Below are 16,483 nucleotides of genomic sequence, written 5' to 3'. Positions count from 1 at the left end.
CGCCTAACGGCGAACGCTATTTGCGCTTACTATATACCTTTAATTATTTACACCAACCTACTTACAAAATTCAACCTTGTAGGTTAAATTAGTAGTCATTTTTGAGCAAATTTAAGTCATTTCAACAAAAGTAAGGGGGGTATTGGGCATGGTTTTAGCCAGCTGTGAAAAATTGAGTATATATGGGAAAGCCAAGACTGAACTGATTTCGTTAGTTAAGCAAATAACTTGGGTCAGCTTAGGTTTTACAGTTATGCTGCTGCTTACAAAAGGTAAACCACCAACGTTAGTAGTTGGTATTTACTTATGCTTATGTAGTTTATTTTTTGCTTGGAGCGAACAGCAGCGGTTTAAGAAGGAGTCGGAAGAAATCTTGATAATTTCTCAAGCTCTCAATCATACAGATTCAAGTGACGCAAAAAAAGAACCTGATGGACTTGAGAAAATTATTCATTTGAAATCTCAAGCTCAAGGCATTCACAATCTAAACTTCATCTTTGCCAATCTTAAGAATGCTCAACTTGCAAATGTTGACTTTAACTGTGCCTACCTTAGTGGTAGTAACCTCAGTCATGCCAATCTTAGTGGAGTCAATTTAGGGAATGCTAACCTCAGTGGTGCTCAGTTAGTAGAAACCAACCTCAGCAATGCTAACTTGAAGAATGCAAACCTCAGCAGTACTAATCTTATAAATGCAAATCTCAGCAATGCTAACTTAAAAGATGCAAATCTCAGTAATGCAAACCTCAGTAATGCAAACCTTAGTAGTGCTGAATTGAGGGATGCAAACCTTAGCAATGCTGAGTTGAGGGATGTAAACCTCAGCAGTGCAAACCTCAGTAGTGTCCATTTATGGAGTGCAAATCTTAGCAGCGCTAAACTTTTGGGTGCGAATCTCAGCAGTGCTTACATGAACAGTACAAAACTTAAGAAGGCAAACCTTTGTGGTGCTTTGCTTCAAGATGCCAATCTAAGCAATGCCAAACTTCAGGAGGCGAACCTCAGCGGTACTAACCTGTGTGGTGCTAACCTTTGTAGCGCCAATTTGAAGAACGCTAACCTCAGCGACGCCAACTTAGAGAATGTTAATTTGGAGGGTGCTAATTTGGAAGGTGCTGATCTCAGCAGAGCCAATCTCAATGGTGCTAACTTGAGTAGTGTCAGAATTAACCAGGCAACACAGTTGGAGAAAAAATGGCTTTTAGTCTGGGAAACTTTGAATCAGACAAGTCAGGGTTCTCTAGTTGAGTACCAACCCCATGCTTAAAAGGATACTGTTGGCGAACAAACGTAACTGACCTCTCCCCTACCCCTCTCCTACAAGGAGAGGGGATAATTTACTCCCCCCTTTCCAAAGTAGGAAAGGGGGCTGGGGGGTTAGGTTTTTAATTCGCCAACAGTGTCCTAAAAGGCAGGGGAAGGGCTTGGTGGTTGACTCCACCTGACCAGACTACTCGTTTAAGGCAAGAGTTCAAGATCCGCTTCAGGATGCTTGCTAGTTCTGAAGCCTGGAACTTTCATATCCCTGCACTCTGGATGTGGTGGTAGCACAATCAAAAAGCCACAATAGAAGACAGAGGCTGTATACAATAAAGCCTTGCCTTGAATAAGGAGTGTGTCATCAGTGGTATTACAAGTACAAAAAAGCACCTACGAAGCAAAAACCCAAGAAATCGCTAAACAACTCCTAGCGGCGACACAGGAGAATCGTTCGTTCTTTGGTGCGTTGCGGGATCAGATGCGGTGGGATGACAAGCTTTTGGCTTGGGCGATGAGTAATCCTGGGTTGCGGGTGCAATTATTTCGCTTTATTGATACTCTTCCTGCTTTACGTAGTAAACCAGAAATTGCAGCCCATTTACAAGAGTATTTGGGCGATGAGTCTGTAGAACTACCGTCAGCCCTTAAGGGGATGCTCAACTTTGCTAACCCCGATTCTATGCCAGGGCAAGTTGCTGCGACAACTGTTTCTACAGGTGTAGAAACATTAGCTCATAAATATATTTCAGGGGAAAATATTAAACAAGTCATCAAGACGGTTGAGCGACTACGCAAAGAAAAAATGGCTTTCACCATCGATTTACTTGGTGAGGCGGTGATTACTGAAGCAGAAGCGCAGTCTTACTTGGAACGCTATCTAGATTTGATGCAACAATTGGTGGAAGCATCGAAGAGTTGGACAACCGTTCCCTTGATTGATGAAGCAGACGGACAGCCACTCCCAAAAGTCCAAGTTTCAGTGAAATTAACGGCGTTTTACTCCCAATTTGACCCGTTGGATGCTACAGGTAGTGAGGAACGGGTTAGCGATCGCATCCGCATTCTCTTACGTCGTGCTAAGGAACTAGGTGCTGCTGTTCACTTTGACATGGAACAGTATGCTTACAAAGACGTCACTCTAAGCATCCTGAAAAAACTTTTAATCGAAGAAGAGTTTCGCTCTCGTACAGATATTGGGATGACAATTCAAGCATATCTGCGCGACAGCGAGCAAGATGCAAAAGACTTGATAGCTTGGGCGAAACAGCGCGGTTATCCGATTACGATTCGTTTGGTGAAAGGGGCGTACTGGGATCAGGAAACCATTAAAGCAGAGCAGAAACATTGGCAACAGCCAGTTTACAACGACAAAGCAGCGACAGATGCAAATTTTGAGACGATAACTCAGTTATTGCTAGAGAATTATCAATATGTGTATTCTGCGATTGGTAGCCATAACGTGCGATCGCAAGCTCATGCCATAGCAATAGCCCAAAGCTTAAATGTCCCCCGCCGTTGCTTTGAAATGCAAGTTCTCTACGGCATGGGCGATAAACTAGCAAAAGCCTTAGTTGATAGAGGTTATCGCGTCCGAGTTTACTCTCCTTACGGCGAACTGCTTCCAGGAATGGCGTATCTAATTCGTCGCTTGCTGGAAAATACTGCTAATAGTTCCTTCTTGCGGCAAAATATGGAGAATCGCCCAGTTGAAGAATTATTAGCACCTCCAGTTCCAGCTTCCCCCTCGCTTGCGGCGCGGACTGAGGCGGGGTTCTCCGGTGCTGCTGATACCGATTATGCTGAAGAGGAAGAAAGAAAAGAAGCGACTCTTGCTTTCCAAACTGTCCGTCAGCAACTTGGCAAAACATACTTACCTTTCATCAACGGCGAATACGTCCAAACCCAAGAAATTATAGATTCTGTTAACCCCTCGAATTTTAGCGAGGTGGTTGGTAAAATCGGACTGATGAGCGTCGAACAAGCCGAACAGGCGATGCAAGCCGCGAAAGCTGCGTTTCCCGGTTGGCGCAAAACACCCGTAAAACAACGCGCTGGGATATTACGGAAAGCTGCTGATTTGATGGAACAACGCCGCGCCGAACTTTCCGCTTGGATAGTTTTGGAAGTCGGAAAACCAGTACGGGAGGCGGATGGTGAAGTTTCTGAGGCGATAGATTTCTGTCGCTACTACGCCGACGAAATTGAACGGTTAGATCAGGGTTACAATTACGACGTTGCTGGGGAGACGAACCGATATATCTACCAGCCTCGGGGAATTGCTGTGGTGATTTCTCCTTGGAATTTCCCGTTGGCGATCGCCACAGGAATGACGGTTGCAGCTTTGGTTACTGGCAATTGTACTTTACTTAAACCAGCAGAAACATCTTCTGTAATTACGGCAAAGCTAACGGAAATATTAGTAGAAGCCGGCATACCTAAAGGTGTTTATCAATATGTTCCTGGTAAGGGTTCCCAAGTTGGTGCTTACCTGGTCAATCATCCTGATACTCATGTCATCGCTTTTACTGGTTCGCAGGAAGTCGGCTGTCGAATTTACGCAGAAGCGGCAATTGTTAAACCCGGTCAAAAGCACATGAAACGAGTGATTGCTGAGATGGGTGGCAAGAATGCTATCATCGTGGACGAAAGTGCTGATTTAGACCAAGCTGTTGTTGGTGTTGTGCAGTCGGCGTTTGGTTACAGCGGACAAAAATGTTCTGCTTGTTCACGGGTAGTGGTGCTGGAACCAGTTTATGATACCTTTGTGCAGCGGTTCGTGGAAGCAACGAAATCGTTGAACATTGGGGAGACGGAGCTACCCAGCACTCAAGTTGGACCGGTGATTGATGTTAATGCACATAGCCGCATCCGTGAGTATATCGAAAAAGGTAAGGCAGAAGCAAAAGTGGCTTTGGAAATGCCTGCACCAGATAACGGGTATTTTATCGGTCCTGTTATCTTTAAAGATGTATCGCCAAACGCGGTAATTGCCCAAGAAGAAATTTTTGGTCCTGTTGTGGCGGTGATTAGGGTAAAGGACTTTAAGGAAGCGCTGGAAGTTGCAAATGGTACCAACTACGCCTTGACTGGCGGACTTTATTCCAGAACTCCTTCGCATATTCAGCAGGCGCAGGAAGAGTTTGAAGTCGGGAACTTATATATTAACCGCACCATCACGGGTGCTATTGTGGCACGACAACCGTTTGGTGGTTTCAAGCTTTCTGGAGTTGGTTCTAAGGCTGGGGGACCAGATTACTTGCTACAATTCCTGGAACCGCGTACGGTGACAGAGAATATTCAGCGTCAAGGTTTTGCGCCGATTGAAGGGGCAGATTAAACAACTTACTAGATGCAGAGCATCCCAGACACTAGTTCCCAGCCTGAGGCTGGGAACTAGTTTATCAGGGTCTGCCTCACTTCAAAAATCTAACCGCCAAGACGCCAAGGACGCCAAGATATTTTGATGAGTGATGTTATTGTTAAAGTTGCTGATTCGGAAGATTTTCCAGCGATTCAAGCAATTAGAAAGTCTGTTTTTCAGGAAGAACAAGGGGTAGATCCTGATTTAGATTTTGATGGTGAAGATGAAACTTGTCACCAGCTGATTGCTTCTTTAGATAAGGAGTATGTTGGAACTGCGAGGATTAGATATTTGAATCAGACAACTGCGAAGATTGAAAGGCTGGCTGTTTTGCCTTTAGCTAGAGGGTATGGTGTTGGCAAGAAAATTATGGAAAAGGCTTTGGAAGTTATAGATAGTAAAAATATTCCAGAAGTGCTAATTCATGCTCAAGAGTATATCAAGGCTTTGTATCAACAGTTAGGTTTTCAGCAAGAGGGAGAGGTTTTTGAAGAGGCTGGCATTCGTCATGTGAAAATGAAGAGGAAAGTAAGGTAGGTGTAGAATTAACCTCTTGCACGGGTGAAAATTATCAAAATTGAACCACAGATGGACACAGATTAAGGTTTTGCCCTGATTGAGGGAGCAGATTAAACAACTCACTAGATGCAGAGCATCCCAGACACTAGTTCCCAGCCTCAGGCTGGGAACTAGTTTATCAGGCTCTGCCTCACTTTAGCGATTAGCACTCTTCCTGTATCATGAGCAATCACAAATATAAGCGAAATAGTTATAAAAATTTACTCATACTTGGCATCATTTGGTTATTGGGGGCGGTGTGCGATCGCATTTGGTTTGCTTTAGATCACTCCATCCCCGCCTGGGATCAAGCAGATTATTTAACTGGTACTCTAAACTATTGGCGATCGCTACAGAATCCCCAGTGGTGGAATCAAGAGTGGTGGCAAGGGTTTTGGCTGCTTTCTTCCAAAATACCACCCTTAACATACATACTTACGGCAATTGTTCAGAATATCTTTGGAATTGGACCAGATCAAGCCACTCTGGTGATGCTGTTGTTCAGTGCAATTTTACTGAGTTCAGTGTATGGCTTAGGGAGTGTACTGTTTAGCGAGTCTGTTGGTTTATGGGCTGCTGCACTCTGTCAAGTTTTGCCTGCTTTTTATCGGCTTCGTTTAGAATTTCTGCTGGATTATCCCCTGACAGCTGTTGTTACCTTGAGTTTCTTTTGCCTCACTGTTTGGCGGAATCTTGGAACCGCAGAGGCGCAGAGGACGCCGAGGAACAGAGGAGAAGTCTCCTTATCTCTTCTTTGGATAGCAGCCTTCGGTTTAACCTTGGGGCTGGCGTTGCTGCTGAAGCAGACGGCGTTGTTTTTTCTGTTGACGCCGATACTCTGGGTTGGGATAGAGGCTGCACGTTATCGGCGTTGGGGACGGTTTGTGCAACTATTGGGGGGTTTGTGTTTATCAGTGTTGGTTTTTGGTTCTTGGTACCGTACGAATTGGTTGCTTATCCTAACTTCTGGTAAGCGGGCGACAATTGATTCTGCTATTGCTGAAGGTGAAGCACCACTGAACACTTTGCAAGCTTGGACTTATTACTGGAAGCAACTACCGCATCAAGTCTCTATTCCTTTGCTGCTGGTACCTATATTTACGTTACTACTCTACTGGGGTCGCGTAGGACTGGAAAATGATGATAAGGGGAGGAGGGAAATCAAAACTCAAAAATTCCAATTCTCGATTGACTCGCTCAAATGGTTAGCAGTCTTCTTTATAGGTGCTTATCTGCTGTCATCTTTGAACATGAACAAAGATGATCGCTATGTGTTGCCGTATTTACCTGTTGTATCAGTATTTTTGGCGTATGGCTTGACGCGTTTCTCTAGTCTCCTAGGACGGCGTGTCCGCTGGGGTACTATTAGTTTGGCAGCAATACTGATGTTATTTAACTTATTTCCAGTGGGAGGTGTTGTTGGTGGTTGGGTGACACAAGCTTTGAGTCCCAATGCCCAGTTTTATCCTTATATGAAAGCAGAGTTACCCCATCAGCAGGTGATTGCCCAAATTATCCAAACACAACCTTATTTACGTTCAACTCTCGGAGTTTTGCCATCAACGGCAGAAATTAACCAACACAATTTCAATTACTACGGGGCGCTACAAAACTTTCAAGTTTACGGGCGTCAGGTGGGAATCAGGAAAAAGTATGTTGATCAGGATGGGCGATCGCTTGAGTGGTTCCTCACAAAAACAGGAACACAAGGACCAGTCAAAGAATCTCAAGCTGTTATGGTAAACACTGTGGAGCAAGGTGGTAATTTCCAACTCAATAAGTCTTGGAATTTACCGGATGAAAGTGTTCTCAAACTTTATCATCAAAAAACACCAACAGTTGAGGTAAAACACACCTCTGAACAAAAACCACAAGCTACAATTGCCTTGTCGCAAGTTACAGTCCCTGAAAAAGCCCCGCCAGGATTACCATTACCCGTAACTTACCAATGGTCTGGTTCCTGGGATGAACTACAACACGGGTTAGTACTGCTGACTTGGCATAATTCTAGCCAACCACCACTGATGAAAAACCTAACCCCCCAACCCCCTTCCCTGCAAGGGAAGGGGGAGGCAGATTCCCCTCCCCTAGTAGGGGAGAGGTCAAAATCTTTATGGATACATGACCACGCGATCGCAATGGGGAATTTACATCCTGGTGCAAAAAAACCTGAAGGCACATTTCAGGTGATTGAAAAGATGGCGATGTTACCTCCTGCTGACATAGCACCAGGAACCTACACCCTAGAAGCAATGTATCTCAACAGACTGTCAGGAGAAAGTTATCCTATCCAAGTGCCAAAAACAACACTGCAAATAGGTCCTCAAGCACTTGCCACACAACCACCAGAACTAGATTTAGTCACGCAGTTAGAGACTTTAGGCGCTCAATTAAGCAAAGGGACTGAAGCAGTCAGTCAAGTCTTTGAGGAAATAGGACGTATTAACCAATACGACCCAACTCAGGATTATTTGGTACAGACGCGGTTGACTTTGGAATATCGATTGCAGCATATGACTCCAAAGCGGGATTGGGCTTATGCTTTAGCTTTAGCAAACGTGTTGCAGCGACGGGTAGATGGTGCGATCGCATCTCTCAAACAAGTTATTGCATTAGATCGAGAAAATCCCTATCCATATGCTTACCTAGCATTTGTCCAACTCTACAACTGGCAGCCAGCAGCGGCGCAAAAGTCCCTAGAACCGAGTTTAGCCAAAAATCCTAATTTACCTGAATTCAGAGGTCTTTCAGGAGTTGCTGCCCTGATGCAAGGCAATTTCGTTAAAGCATGGAAAGACTTGTCAGCCGCTCTCTAAAACTTACCTAAATCTACCGCAGTAGAATTAGAGTTTAGTTCCTGACTTGGAGCATGGGAGCAAGAGCCATCGTCAGGCTGGCACGGTTGAGCTATCCGCGCATAGTTTAAAAGGTTGATAGCAGCGTTCAAATCGCGGTCAATAGAGATCCCGCATTTCGGGCAATCATATTGCCTTAAACTTAATGGCATTGGTTGTCGCGCTCCGCAGCCAGAACAGATCTGGGAGGAAGGAAACCATTGGTCCACAAAATATAGCTTGCTGCCATAAAGGGCAGTTTTGTATTCTAACTGCCTTTTAAATTCATAAAACCCACAATCACTAATTGCTGCTGCCAGCTTGTGGTTTTGTAACATGCCAGACACGTTCAGGCTTTCTATCCATATCTCACTGTGGTTTTTGGTGAGATAAGACGTTATCTTGTGCAGTCTGTCTTTGCGGATGTTACTGATTCGGTAATGCAACCTTGCTAGTTTGAATTTTGTTTTTTCACGATTCTTCCCGCCTTTTTGGCGACGACACAGTTGTTTTTGCAATCTTGCCAATCTCTTTTTGGCTCGTCGGTAAGCCTTTGGGTTGGGGTAGACGAATCCATTGGAACACGTTGCAAGAGCCTGAACGCCTAGGTCTACACCGATGGGTTCACAGAGTTCTCGTGCTGTGTTTTCAGCTACTTCTACTTTGAACGAAACAAACCATCGCCCAGCACGCCTACTCACTGTAACGTTTTTAGGTGTACTACATGGCAATCGTTCATAACATTTAACCCAGCCAATGACTGGGAGCTTGATTCGGTTGCCACTGATTGCAATACTGCCTTCCAAATAGAAACTGTCATGGCAACCTTTGTTTTTGAATTTCGGAAACCCAGAGCCTTTAACTGTGTTCAAGCGCTTGAAAGCCTTACCCAGGTTTCGCAACGCTTCTTGCGGGGCACACTTCGACACTTCGTAGTACCAAGGGTTGGCAACTTTTACTGTTGCCACTAGCAACTTGTGCAAATCGATGGCTGTCGGGAACTTGATTTTGTCTTCCGGATTGGCTTTGTTGTGTAAGATAACTTGCTTGCATAGCGCCAATCCCCAATTGTAAGCGTGCCGCGCTACTCCTGCGTGTTTAGCACACAACGTCTTTTGGCGGTTGGTCAGGTCTAGCTCTGCCTTAAAGCCTAGAAGCGACATCTCTTAGCTCCTCGACGATGCGCTTATTTTTCTGGCTGCGGCTACCGTAAAGCCTTGCTGAAAAAACAGTGATAATTTCTAAAACATCTTTTGCTAAATGCTCCTCAAATGAACCGTCTTCGGTACGATTAATGATTACGACTTCGCAGCCAAAGTGTTCGCAAAGGCTAAAAATAAGTTCTGAGCCAAACCTCAGCAATCGATCTGTATCGGTCAAGACTAATCGCTCAACCTGATTGTCGGTTATTAATCGAATTAGTCTTTGCAGTCCTCGCTTGCTGTAGTTTAGTCGAGAACCCAAATCTTCTATGATCTCAAACGACCAACCATTAGTTGCACAGAATATTTCTAGCACTTGCTTTTGTCGTTCCAAGTCTTCCTTTTGCTCATGACTTGAAACTCTGGCATATCCAACAGTGAGTGCATTGTCTGGTTTAATTCCCAGCAACTGCCCTATGTCGTATCGTCGATTTCCATTTTCGGTTCGTTCTGGAATCAGCTTACCCTCTGCTTCCCACCGTCGAAGTGTGGAAGCGGAAACGCCTTTAAGTTTTGCTGCTTCAGAAATAGAAATCTCACTCATCTGCTTATCTTAGCTGATACAATGAGCAAGATTATAAATGTTTAGATAAGTTTTTCGTTTCTGCTACGAACCCTGTGGGGAATTCAAAATTAAGAACCCCATACCCTACAGGGTATTGGGGAATAAGCGCAAAGCCTGCCGCGCATTGTATTGAACATATCCTAGGGGAGTATGTTAATTAGTTTCTACAACCGCGACTGCTGACATTCCAGGAGTAATTCGAGATTCATAACCTTGAATACTCTCAGGTTCAAACACAATTTTCACCGGAATTCGTTGCACGTCTTGAGTCAGCGTGGAATTAGCCGTGGGATTCTCTTGTGGGAGAACGGCAACTTTGCCAAAAGAAGTGGGGGACATACTATCCACTTTGCCGCGAAACTTCCGATTAGGGAAAGCAGCGATTTTAACCGTCACGTTTTGCCCAGGCTGGATTTTTTCTAATTGGGTTTCTTTAAAGTTGGCAATAATCCAAGGATTTGGCTGCACTACCGTAATCAGAGTTTGTCCTGGTTGTACCTGTTGCCCTACAGAAACGTTTTTGTTACCAACTTTTCCAGGGACTAGCGCCGTAACATTGGTGTAAGATAGCTGGAGTTCAGCTTTTTTGACCTCCGCCTGCTTTTGGGCGACTGTAGCCAACGCTGTTTTGTACTTTTGCTGATTTATCTCTCTTTGCTGATTAAGGGTTCGTGCCTGCAGTATTTTACTTCTGTTAGCAGCCTGTGTTGCTTGGGTATTCTTGTTTCCTCGAGTTGGCTTCGATTCAGGAACATTAATAGTGATGGCATCTTTGATATTTTCCGCTGCCAATGCGGCTTGCTGCTTGGCTAATTCTAGAGATGCTTTTGCTTGTGTCAGAGAGACTTGGTAGTCGTTCTTGTCAAGCTTCACCAAGACATCCTTGGGAGACACTACCTGGTTATCATTAACTGGTACTTCGGTGACTATTCCGGCTACGCGCGAAGTGACTTTGTAAATATTTGCCGTAACATAAGCGTTATCCGTTTGCTGAAACTTCATAGCATACTGGTGATTATACTGCCAGGAGCGGTACGCGTACGTTCCGGAGGCGATCGCTCCTGCGCCTAGCAATACTCCTAATACGACTTTGGGTAGCACATGGCGCTTGGACGGCGCTACAGGTTTTTTGACATCACCGTCAGAACCTTGCTCTAAAACTGTTTTTTCCTCTAATCCGGAAAACTTCTGGTTTTGTTGTGAAGAATCTATGTGTTCCATTAGCGACCTTTCTTACAAATTATAAATACTGGGACTTCACGCACCGTAGTGATACATCTATATTTTTGGTCTTTTTGATTGATGCTTTTAGTGTATAAACTGTTCCCTCCAGAGTCCATACAGCTTATATTCTGCAGGGTAACCTGAAAATTTTGGTATTTTTCAAAACTCATGGATAAGGTTTTTAGCCATTGAAGCCGAAATTATGAAAGCAGCGATACGCCAAGGGCGTCTGCACTCCGTACCATCGCCCAAGTTGACCTTTGAGGCGTTTTAGAAAAATTCTGGTTTTGACAAGACAATCTGCGAACGGCATATTTGTAAGTATATTTAAGTATTTTTATTTAGGCGCACTGCGGAATACACAACTCCAGTTCCTGCAATCTCCATATTCTAATGCCAATATACAGGTGTGGAGTTGTAATTTTTGTTTCACTATAATGATTATAATAATCAATTAAATCTGGAAAAATTTCTCAAAAGAATCTCAAAGTTCTCTTCCCTTGCTAACTTGTGAAAGCATTTTAATTTCTCTATAGGATAAAAATAAGTATTTTTAACTTGTTTGTGTGATTTTTTTCCCAAAATCTCATAAACTAGAAATCATCATTAAAATATAAGAAGCTTTAAAAGCTAAGTGATAATGATAATCAAAAAAAGAGGCTAGGGCATGGTAGCTGACGTAATCACAGATTCAGTTCCCGTTACTGTTTTAACAGGTTACTTGGGAGCAGGTAAAACGACACTTCTCAATCACATCCTGACTTATGAACATGGCAAGAAAGTCGCTGTGATTGTGAATGAGTTTGGAGAAGTGGGTATCGATAATCAATTAGTGATCGATACCGATGAAGAAATCTTCGAGATGAACAACGGCTGCATCTGTTGTACCGTGCGCGGCGACTTGATTCGCATCATTGGTAATTTGATGAAGCGGCGTAATAAATTTGACCATTTGGTCATAGAAACCACTGGTTTAGCTGACCCCGCGCCAGTGATTCAGACGTTCTTTGTTGATGAAGATATGCGGGAAAAGCTAGAGTTAGATGCTGTAGTGACCGTGGTGGATGCTAAGCATATATGGCAGCACTGGGACGCAGATGAAGCCCAAGAACAGATTGCCTTTGCCGATGTCATTCTCCTGAATAAAACCGATTTAGTGCCAGCAGAACAGCTTAATGAGTTAGAAAAGCGGATTCGGGGGATGAATGCAATGGCTAAAATCTACCGCACCCGTAATTCTGAGGTATCAATGGATGCCCTGTTGGGTGTCAAAGCCTTTGACCTCAACCGCGCCTTGGAAATTGACCCAGAATTTTTGGGAGAAGATGCTCACCAACATGATGAAAGCGTGTATTCTGTGGCTTTGGTAGCAGAAGGCGCACTCGATGGCGACAAGTTAAACGATTGGTTGGGACACTTACTGCAAACCCAAGGACCAGATATCTTCCGCATGAAGGGTATTTTGAGTATTGCTGGGGAAGATAACCGCTTTGTGTTCCAAGGGGTACATATGTTGTTTGAAGGTAAACCAGAACGCCCGTGGAAAGATGGCGAAACCCGCAAAAACGAACTGGTTTTCATCGGTCGTAATTTGGATGAAGCCCAACTCAGACAAGATTTTCTCGCTTGCTTGTCATAAACAAATACATGGGTAAAGATGAGGGACTAAGTACAGGCGTTGCATAAGTTCGTAACTTTTTTAAACGCAGAGGAACGCGCTTGGTAGCGCAAAGGGACGCAGAGTCTCGCCAAATTTAATCTGCTACGAATTACTGAAATGCTGTACTAAGAAAACAATAGATTCCCTTCCTCCTCATCTCCGTCATCCCCCTCATCTCCCTCATCCCCTCATCTTCCCTACACAACCATGAACCCCTCAACCCTCAACTCTCAGGAATTTGAAGAGCAATATTCGGGGACGCTTTGCGATTATGTGACTGCGATCGCCTGGTCCCCACAAGGTACAACTCTAACAGCAACTTCTGCTGCTGGTGAAGTCGTGCTGTGGCGAGATGGTGACTTAGCAAGTTTACAGACTCCAAAAGGTGAATCAGTAGACTGCGTTGCCTTTTCTCAAGATGGGCAATTTTTAGCCGTTGGGGGACAGGATGGAAAAGTGAAAATTTGGCGAGAAAGTGAATTAATCGCCACTTTGGAAAATGCCCCAGCCTGGGTTGATAAGCTGGCATGGAGTCCCACGAGTCATTTACTCGCTTTCAGTTTAGGGCGTTACGTGCAAGTGTGGGACGCCGATACTCGCGAGGTTGTCGTTACCCTGAATTTTGATAACTCTTCGGTACTAGGTATTGATTGGCGTTGTGATGGACAGTACCTTGCCATTGGTGGATATCAGGGAGTAAAGGTATGGGATTGCCAAAATTGGGATGATGACCCATACATCCTGCACATACCTTCTGTCAGTTTAGCTATAGGTTGGTCACCAGACGGCAAATATCTTGCCTCTGGTAATATGGATCGCACCATTACTGTTGTAGAATCACATTTATTATCCTCTGGTGGCGAAAGCGAACCTTGGGTAATGCGAGGTTTTCCTGGCAAAATTCGCGAACTTGCATGGTCACAACTCACGACTCAACAAGGCGCACCTCTGCTTGCTTGTTCCAGTATGGACGGTATTGTGGTATGGGAGAAGCAGGCTGATGATTCTTCAGATTGGGAAGCAACAGTATTAACAAATCATGTTGATGTGATTGGGGCGATCGCCTTTGCCCCTAAAAGCTTCCTTCTTGCTTCCGCTGGCGCTGATGGCTGGATTTGTTTGTGGAAAGAAGCAAAGCAAGTCTCCCAAATTCTCACAGGTGCTTCATCCGGGTTTTCAAGACTCGCTTGGCATCCCCAAGGTAAGCAACTTGCTGCAGGTGGTGAAAATGGGGAATTGTTTGTTTGGTCAAAAACGACCCGGGGTCAAGGTTTTGGGCGCAACTGATTTCTTGTTTTCAATTTCGAGTGGCAATGATTGTAGGGTGGGCATTGCCCCTAAAAGCTTATGTGATACACATTTGATATCAGAACCGAGAAAATACGCATAATAAAACTTGTATGTAGTAAGGACTTGAGTCCTTGTTTTCATGGAAAAGGACGCGCATTCCTCACTACAAACTTAGTAAGGTTATTTCATCGGACATGATATAGCAGCCCTAAATCATTTGTAAGATGTTCTTTTATTTTTCTTGGCGCTCTTGGCTCAGGAGCGGTTTTTTTATTCTCACGACTCACTTAGGATTGCTATATGAGACATTAGTGAGGAATGTGCACCCGAAAGAAAACTCCTGTTATCAAGTGGGTTTCTATTTTTAGAAGTTTAAAATATCTAATGATTCTTCTATTTCTAAATCTAAAATTTTTTCTCTGACATTTTTGTGTTCTTCCAGCTTACCTTCTTTTCGATAAAACTCTGCTGCTTTTTGAAAATCATCAATAACCCCCTGCTTATCTCCTAAATTATAACGAGCATAACCACGATTGTAATAGGCATCTGCATCATTGGGATTCATTTTAAGAACCTGAGTATAGTCTTCAATCGCGCCCTGATAATCTCCGAGGTCATAACGAGCATGACCACGATTATAATAAGCATCGGCATCATTAGGATTCATCTTAAGAACCTGAGTATAATCCTCAATCGCTCCCTTGTGATCGCCTAAATCAAAACGAGAATTACCACGGTTTTTATAACCAACAACATCATTAGGATTCATTTCAATTGACTGACTAAAAAGCTCAATTGCTCTGTTTGAATCTCCAAAGTTAGAACTATTTGGATTAATCTTGATAGCCTGATTATAATCTTCTATTGCTCCGTCATAATCGCCTACATGATAGCGAATATCAGCGCGGTTTCTGTAAGCTACGGCATCATTGGGATTGATTCTGATTGCTTGAGTGTAATCTGCGATCGCTCCTTCGTAATCTCCTAAGTGATAACGAGCCAAACCAAGTTTGGTATAAACTTTACCGTAATAAGGATTAATTTGTATTACCAGAGTGTAGTCTGCAATTGCTTTCTCGTAACTGCCTAAGTGATAATGAGCTAGACCACGTTTGTAATAAGTATCAGCATCTTTAGAGTTAAGTTTTAAAGCTTGGTTGTAGTGATTGATTGCAGCGTTGTACTGTTTTTTCTCAAAGGATTCATCACCCTGTTTTAGATAAAGCAGATTTAAATCTCCATTATGGAAACGGAGATAGTCATTTGGCTCATAAGAAAAGTTAGTTTTGGTAAACTGTTGCTTTGGTGGTTGCTGATAGCTGGCTTCTTGTTGAGGCTTATATTTCTCAATCGGTTGCTGATAGCTAGGTTCTTGTTGAGGCTTATATTTCTCAATCGGAGATTTTTGGTTATAAGAATTGAGATGCGTCAATGATTCTAACTGTTCTAGATAGCAGCGCAAGCCACCGCCATACAGTAATTGTTCTACTCCAAATGAAATTTTCCCAGTCCTCAGCTTAATCATCTGGGTAGGAAGAAAGCCAGCGAAAAAGAGGTGATATTCAGGTTGCGCTTCATTCACATCTTCTTGAATAAAAATGCAAACTACAACTGCATTTTTTTGCACTTCTTCTGAATTAATAGACCATCTGACTTTATTAAGACTGCCATGACGTGATTTAACCGCAATTCCAACTGATGGATCAAAAGTCAGCGTAAAATCAACTTTGCCATCGCCGACACCGAATCGTTTTTCATAATCTACTTCAGTCACAAAAGCAGCCAAACGTTCTTTAACAACTTCTTCACCTAATTTTCCTTTCAAATTGCTGATAAAAACATCACGAACTGCTGAAGTGCGCTTATATTTCTCAGCCATCTGCCAGCAAAATTCCCGTAGTATCTTTAACCTCTCTCCGGAGATCACCGTTAATTCGCTATATTGTCCTTCTGTTTCACAATGCAGCAAACAACCAGATGTTAACCTTTTAATGAAATCAGATTGTAGCGATCGCAGTAGGGTAATCCAGTCCATTTATAGTTCTGCGAATCTTTTTGTTTATTGTATTAAAATAGCAAATCAGCAAAAATCTGTCTAAGTTGTATTTAATTTAACGCTTAGAACCCCACCCCCCAACCCCCTCCCCGCAAGCAGGGAGGGGGCTAATGATGATGTGGTGAGTGGAGATGCAATGGTGTTTGGCAAGAGGTGTGACGCGTTTTGTTGAGGGTGACGGTGTTGTTTGGTAGTTGGAGTCCGGTACTTGGGAACAATAAATCAACGTGAGTTCGATAGACCTCTCCCACCCAACCTCCCTCTCCTGCAAGGAGAGGGAGGAGCAATGTAAAAATCACAGTTTTAAGCCTCTCCCAGTAAAAAAAGCTGCTCCTTTTCCCTCCCCTAAGAGGGGAGGGCTAAAAAGAGGTGGGGAGAGGTTTGGAGAGGGGTCAAATCAAGATACATCGAACTCACGTTACAGCAATTTTCAGGTAAATAGACCACAGTGGTTGAACCAACCGAAGGTATGA

At 43.6% G+C, this 16,483-nt stretch carries 10 protein-coding genes; 6 read left to right on the top strand and 4 right to left on the bottom strand.

Annotated elements, in window-relative coordinates:
• The first annotated feature begins 148 nt into the window (after nucleotides 1-148).
• From ACM0OZ_RS32950 to ACM0OZ_RS32935, 4 genes are all read left to right on the top strand, one after another.
• A complete protein-coding gene (locus ACM0OZ_RS32950) occupies nucleotides 149-1,267 on the top strand; it encodes a pentapeptide repeat-containing protein (protein WP_414587055.1) in 1,119 nt (372 codons plus the stop codon).
• Between the two features lie 357 nt (nucleotides 1,268-1,624).
• The gene (gene pruA / locus ACM0OZ_RS32945) at nucleotides 1,625-4,597 is read left to right on the top strand and encodes an L-glutamate gamma-semialdehyde dehydrogenase (protein WP_414587054.1); all 2,973 of its coding nucleotides are present in this window, start codon (nucleotides 1,625-1,627) and stop codon (nucleotides 4,595-4,597) included.
• A gap of 126 nt (nucleotides 4,598-4,723) precedes the next feature.
• On the top strand, nucleotides 4,724-5,158 hold the full coding sequence (locus ACM0OZ_RS32940; protein ID WP_414587053.1) for a GNAT family N-acetyltransferase: 435 nt from the start codon (nucleotides 4,724-4,726) through the stop codon (nucleotides 5,156-5,158).
• A 203-nt stretch (nucleotides 5,159-5,361) separates the two neighbouring features.
• Nucleotides 5,362-7,995, top strand: coding sequence for a phospholipid carrier-dependent glycosyltransferase (locus tag ACM0OZ_RS32935; RefSeq protein WP_414587052.1), 2,634 nt, complete (start codon nucleotides 5,362-5,364; stop codon nucleotides 7,993-7,995).
• Here ACM0OZ_RS32935 and ACM0OZ_RS32930 read toward each other — a convergent pair.
• From ACM0OZ_RS32930 to ACM0OZ_RS32920, 3 genes are all read right to left on the bottom strand, one after another.
• A complete protein-coding gene (locus tag ACM0OZ_RS32930; protein ID WP_414587051.1) occupies nucleotides 7,992-9,176 on the bottom strand; it encodes an RNA-guided endonuclease InsQ/TnpB family protein in 1,185 nt (394 codons plus the stop codon). The two genes, ACM0OZ_RS32935 and ACM0OZ_RS32930, sit on opposite strands and share 4 nt — an antisense overlap.
• Nucleotides 9,157-9,759, bottom strand: a complete 603-nt coding sequence (locus ACM0OZ_RS32925) for an IS607 family transposase (RefSeq protein ID WP_414587050.1) — start codon at nucleotides 9,757-9,759, stop codon at nucleotides 9,157-9,159. Before ACM0OZ_RS32925 ends, ACM0OZ_RS32930 begins: the two co-directional genes overlap by 20 nt.
• A 174-nt stretch (nucleotides 9,760-9,933) precedes the next feature.
• Nucleotides 9,934-11,001 carry an HlyD family secretion protein gene (locus tag ACM0OZ_RS32920; protein WP_414587049.1) on the bottom strand — a complete coding sequence of 356 codons (1,068 nt, stop codon included), beginning with the start codon at nucleotides 10,999-11,001 and terminating at the stop codon, nucleotides 9,934-9,936.
• 670 nt (nucleotides 11,002-11,671) lie between these two features.
• Between ACM0OZ_RS32920 and ACM0OZ_RS32915 the strand changes: the two genes are divergently transcribed.
• Both ACM0OZ_RS32915 and ACM0OZ_RS32910 read left to right on the top strand, forming a co-directional pair.
• Nucleotides 11,672-12,643, top strand: coding sequence for a CobW family GTP-binding protein (locus tag ACM0OZ_RS32915; protein WP_414587048.1), 972 nt, complete (start codon nucleotides 11,672-11,674; stop codon nucleotides 12,641-12,643).
• 228 nt (nucleotides 12,644-12,871) lie between these two features.
• Complete coding sequence (locus ACM0OZ_RS32910; protein ID WP_414587047.1) at nucleotides 12,872-13,951, top strand: WD40 repeat domain-containing protein; 1,080 nt, start codon at nucleotides 12,872-12,874, stop codon at nucleotides 13,949-13,951.
• Nucleotides 13,952-14,318: 367 nt separating this feature from the next.
• Here ACM0OZ_RS32910 and ACM0OZ_RS32905 read toward each other — a convergent pair whose 3' ends face one another.
• Nucleotides 14,319-15,989, bottom strand: coding sequence for a tetratricopeptide repeat protein (locus ACM0OZ_RS32905; RefSeq protein WP_414587046.1), 1,671 nt, complete (start codon nucleotides 15,987-15,989; stop codon nucleotides 14,319-14,321).
• Nucleotides 15,990-16,483: the final 494 nt, after the last annotated feature.

The organism is Scytonema sp. PCC 10023 (assembly GCF_963920835.1).
Lineage (GTDB): Bacteria > Cyanobacteriota > Cyanobacteriia > Cyanobacteriales > Nostocaceae > Kalymmatonema.
This window is presented reverse-complemented; position numbering and strand designations above follow the sequence as displayed.

Coding starts and splice junctions, on each gene's coding strand:
- ACM0OZ_RS32950 (WP_414587055.1), top strand. CDS start 149: ATGGTTTTAGCCAGCTGTGAAAAATTGAGTATATATGGGAAAGCCAAG.
- ACM0OZ_RS32940 (WP_414587053.1), top strand. CDS start 4,724: ATGAGTGATGTTATTGTTAAAGTTGCTGATTCGGAAGATTTTCCAGCG.
- ACM0OZ_RS32935 (WP_414587052.1), top strand. CDS start 5,362: ATGAGCAATCACAAATATAAGCGAAATAGTTATAAAAATTTACTCATA.
- ACM0OZ_RS32930 (WP_414587051.1), bottom strand. CDS start 9,176: ATGTCGCTTCTAGGCTTTAAGGCAGAGCTAGACCTGACCAACCGCCAA.
- ACM0OZ_RS32925 (WP_414587050.1), bottom strand. CDS start 9,759: ATGAGTGAGATTTCTATTTCTGAAGCAGCAAAACTTAAAGGCGTTTCC.
- ACM0OZ_RS32920 (WP_414587049.1), bottom strand. CDS start 11,001: ATGGAACACATAGATTCTTCACAACAAAACCAGAAGTTTTCCGGATTA.
- ACM0OZ_RS32915 (WP_414587048.1), top strand. CDS start 11,672: ATGGTAGCTGACGTAATCACAGATTCAGTTCCCGTTACTGTTTTAACA.
- ACM0OZ_RS32910 (WP_414587047.1), top strand. CDS start 12,872: ATGAACCCCTCAACCCTCAACTCTCAGGAATTTGAAGAGCAATATTCG.
- ACM0OZ_RS32905 (WP_414587046.1), bottom strand. CDS start 15,989: ATGGACTGGATTACCCTACTGCGATCGCTACAATCTGATTTCATTAAA.